This window comes from Candidatus Chloroploca asiatica (genome assembly GCF_002532075.1).
In the GTDB taxonomy this organism is placed as follows: Bacteria; Chloroflexota; Chloroflexia; order Chloroflexales; family Chloroflexaceae; genus Chloroploca; species Chloroploca asiatica.
In genome coordinates, this window is the sequence record NZ_LYXE01000152.1 from 1 (window position 1) to 3,876 (window position 3,876).

Here is a 3,876-nt window from a genome sequence, read left to right on the forward strand (position 1 = left end):
CGTCTTGACGCTTTGACTGTCGAGACACCCGGCGGTTGGATGCTTGTGGCGTCCAGCCTTCTGCCGCACCTGTGCCCACAGCGTGTCGTGAATCCGCTGCCAAGTACCCCATTATCACGCCAGGTACGAAAAGAATGGGAGACGGTCTTCCAGTTCGGATACTCTTTCGGTAACAGGTGCCATTGGATGCCACTCACGACGAGGTGCAGGATCCGTTCATGACCTGGCGCATATCCAGGCTCCGTGGGCGTCCGCCAGGTTTCGCGGCAGGGATCAGATCTTTAATACCATTCCACTGGCGGTTCGTGAGGTCGGTTGCGTAGGTTTGGTATGTGTTCATACCCCAAGTGTACGCGATTCGGCCCCATAGCCGGCATTTCACCCCCTTTTCAGACAGCCTCTGACATGAAATCACCTTCGCCTCATAGTCCACATTCGTCTCATTACTTTGCTCGAGAATGACCAAGTCGTCTTTCATTGTCAACGATTGTACAATCGGGGTCATTATCTGTCAGTACGAAGGAGACCACTACCGCCGCTTGAAAACGCGGAAGTGCTTGTTCGTTGAGGTTTTCCAGAAGCCACTCACCTGCACGAAACTCATCATCGGGCTGTAGTATAAGCTGCACCCTATTGCCTCGTATGCTTGCATGACGTAAGGCTAGACAGGAGACAACAAGCCTTAATAGTACCCCCACTTCTTCTGAGAGTTTCTGGTCTCGCAGGTACAGCGTACTAGGTATTCCTCATACTCCACTGTTCCGAAAGGGATAATTTCAACATAGTAGCTGAAGCCACCTTCCCCATCCGTTCGCTCGATCCTGAGAATATCGTCAACATTTCCAGCACTTCGAAGTATCTCGCTGCGCAGGCGAAAATCGTGTTTGACAGGCCAGGTCATCATGGTGACCTCAGTGGTGATTGTGCCTATGCGCATCCTAACTCCACGTCTATCCCATTTGCCTGGCCGCTGAGGGTCTTCAACGAACTCTGTTTCCCATCCCCAAAAGTCTCCATCGTAGTCACGAGCACTGAGAGGTATAAATATCTCGGGTGACCTCCGACTCTTTCCTGATGTTGTTTGCCCAATACCAACATCAGTTCTTTTCAGGGTCATTAGGAAGACACGGTGATTACCTGGTTGTGGAGGGGCTGGTTTGGGGGTGATAACAATAAAGTCTTCTTCGGCAAGGTCATCCCGCAGTTCATCGTCCTCATCGTAAATGCCTTCCAGTTCCTCATCATTAATGAGCAAATCGTCGTCATCAAGAATAGTCTCGTCAACAGGAGGCGGTGGTGCCTTGAGAACTGGTACACGCTCAAATAGTGCCCGTTTATTGCTAGTTTTTCGGCGTGAGCGGCCTGAAGGCTGACCATACTCTCGCACCTCGGATTCATCAGGTACATAGTAGTTATCAACAAGCGCGTCAAGGAATTCTTGATTGAGAGGTTTAGATATACGAGGATCTCCACCTGACCAGTAATCGAGAGAAACTTCTATTTGATAAAGCGTCTCTTGGTCTTCTTTGTGGTTTAAATCCAACGAAATAGCACAGGAAGCTTCGTAGTTGGAAAACAGCCCTCCTTCTGTAAGATTGGCAGAGCCTATCACTACATCTGCTTTTGTGTCGTTTTTGAATAGGTATATTTTGGGATGAAAAGTTGCTTCAACCTCGTTGTAAAAGACCCATAGTTTTCCCCGACCCTCTAAACTGTTCAATAAGCCTTGCAGTCCCTGGCGAGAAGATCCTTCCAAGCTAATGCCAACGGTTAAATCGACTTCTCCCCGCTTGGAAAAGTCACGGAGGAAATTGCCAATATGGCGAATACCAGAACGTTTTACAAAGGCGACGGCTGCCCGAAATTCTGTCCATTGGTGATCGTTAAAATGGTGCTGCAGAAACTTTAGGGCAGACATTTGCGCGTTGGGTTGTGGAATGAAAAGGAATGCCATTGATAGCTCCTTGTCCTCTCGTAGATTGCCTGAGAGCGTATGTTCTGTTACTATGAGTTCGTGGACATTCGAGTAGATACCTTGACCTAGCGAGTATATCATGGAGTTCGATCAGAAGCGAGTCACGAGCTTTAGGGTTAGGGTTAGGTTCGTTGGTATGGATGAACATAGGATCAGATGCTATACTGGTAGCATCTGATTGGGGTGGAGGTCGGGCATTGCGGTGTGGGAGGTGATCAGTTAAGATGGGCGGCAGCAGATGCGCAGTGGAGTAAGTGCAGAAGGCAAGATCGTCGTTGACTTCATACTGGATGGCGCACCATCAAAGTGGTTATCAAAATATAAATATAAGTAGAGGGTGACTCTTATCGTCGATATCTTGCCCGAATATGAGCTATCAAGATGAGAGAAAAACCTTTGTGAGATTATCTTTATGAGTAGTCCGTCTTCTTCAAAAATCATAATCACAATTCTAATAACGACTTTTATTGGATTGTTAACTAATATAGCTATAATTTCACTGCCACAAACCTTAATATCACTATCATGGCTTGCTTGGCCGTTGTTGCTGTTTAGTGTGTTGTTATTAATTTACATGGAGTTGGGATATTCAAGATCGATAATTCGGGAGAACTCAGAAAATCTAAGACCAGAACTAGTAAAACGAGTAATGCAAGGTCTTTTAGGTTTGTTTTTGGGTATAATTGTGTCTACTGTAGCTGTTCTATGGAGTCATATCGTTGCTGTACCACCCCCCAAAGGTTATCCTGTAATCATTTCTGATCTTTGGCGTATTGGCGAAATACGTTCAATACCTCAGAAGTTAGTCTTGTTCATGCCGATTGGTGGTATTATTTATGGGTTAACAGCTTTTACATTATCGAATAAAACTTTGTTTTTGCATCTTACTAGATTGCTATTTGCATATTGTTTTTTAGGTGGTGTTATAGGATGGCATGTAGGTGTAATATTTGGATTGATATGGGAGAAGACAGTAGGATTTGATGCTTCTGGTTTGTATTTAGAAGAAATGATAGAAAAAAATTTATATGTTTATGTGGCGATTTTGGGGATAAATTGTGCGATACTAGGAAGTTTTTTGGCTATGATTGTGGCGTTTAGGAACAACGACAGAGTGAGAGAGGGCTAGACTCGTCAACGATGCCTCTACGCCGTCGCTGCCACACGACCGCAAAAAAGCCCTCCAGATCATCCGCTTGATTCAGGAAACCCAAGCGAACCCGTTTGGGGGCATTGGTAAACCTGAACCTTTAACTTATCGTTCGCTGATTTTTTTGGCGCTAAATGGAATTACGTCCCTACTTGATCCCAGAAACAAGCCTATATTTGCGGCTCATTTCCCACTTGATGCTACACGATTTCGCGAAGTGTAAAGCGTTTTCCTCGAATCAGCCGCTAAGTGGGGCGCATCGCTCTCCAGATGGGCAGTTTAAAGCATGAGTTGGCGGAGTGCTAGTCGAAGCGGATTGATGGGTGCGGCGTATAGTTTCGGGAGCGTTCCGCACGTCTGGTGGCTGAAGCCCCCGGCTGGCATGCCAAAGCCCGCGACGCGGGCTCGCGTTTCCTGCGCACGCGTTTCACCAGTGATCGCAACGATTCGAGCTTAGGCCGCACCGGCCAATTCGCGCTGGCGGCGGACACTCCAGGCCTTCCGCCACGGATGCACCGGTTTGGGCTCAGGTGTTGCGGGGGCGGCGGGTGAGCGAGCGATCGGGGGTGTCCACGGGGGGAGCCAGTTCCGCACCGTCGGTGTCCGTGGGGGTGTCCAGGGTATCCAGGGGCTCGTCCGTCTGGCGTTGCCGTTGGCGGGCCTGGCGCTCAACCTGATCAACGATAATTAGAATTGCCGGCGCATTGCCTCACGTTAGATGTAACCTTGACAAGATCGTTGCCTCACGAAT

General features: G+C 48.0%; 5 protein-coding genes. 3 read left to right on the forward strand and 2 right to left on the reverse strand.

Annotated elements, in window-relative coordinates; translation table 11 throughout:
- Positions 1 to 212, reverse strand: a 212-nt coding sequence (locus A9Q02_RS25425; protein ID WP_141509034.1) for a transposase, incomplete at its 3' end; no start/stop codon positions are given.
- Between the two features lie 470 nt (positions 213 to 682).
- Positions 683 to 1,954 (reverse strand): phospholipase D family protein, encoded by a 1,272-nt coding sequence (locus tag A9Q02_RS18340; protein ID WP_097654528.1) that lies wholly within the window; start codon positions 1,952 to 1,954, stop codon positions 683 to 685.
- Between the two features lie 433 nt (positions 1,955 to 2,387).
- Here A9Q02_RS18340 and A9Q02_RS23890 point away from each other — a divergent pair, with 433 nt between their 5' ends.
- The 3 genes from A9Q02_RS23890 (at position 2,388) to A9Q02_RS24415 (ending at position 3,816) form a co-directional block, all read left to right on the forward strand.
- Complete coding sequence (locus tag A9Q02_RS23890; protein ID WP_141509032.1) at positions 2,388 to 3,104, forward strand: hypothetical protein; 717 nt, start codon at positions 2,388 to 2,390, stop codon at positions 3,102 to 3,104.
- A 28-nt stretch (positions 3,105 to 3,132) separates the two neighbouring features.
- Positions 3,133 to 3,348 carry a type II toxin-antitoxin system YoeB family toxin gene (locus tag A9Q02_RS25365; protein WP_097654529.1) on the forward strand — a complete coding sequence of 72 codons (216 nt, stop codon included), beginning with the start codon at positions 3,133 to 3,135 and terminating at the stop codon, positions 3,346 to 3,348.
- A 297-nt stretch (positions 3,349 to 3,645) separates the two neighbouring features.
- Entirely contained in the window at positions 3,646 to 3,816 is a 171-nt protein-coding gene (locus A9Q02_RS24415) for a hypothetical protein (protein ID WP_172451126.1), read from the forward strand.
- Positions 3,817 to 3,876 lie beyond the last annotated feature (60 nt).

Bases quoted from the DNA above. Each gene is read 5' to 3' on its own strand.
- A9Q02_RS18340 (WP_097654528.1), bottom strand. From the start codon at position 1,954: ATGGCATTCCTTTTCATTCCACAACCCAACGCGCAAATGTCTGCCCTA.
- A9Q02_RS23890 (WP_141509032.1), top strand. From the start codon at position 2,388: ATGAGTAGTCCGTCTTCTTCAAAAATCATAATCACAATTCTAATAACG.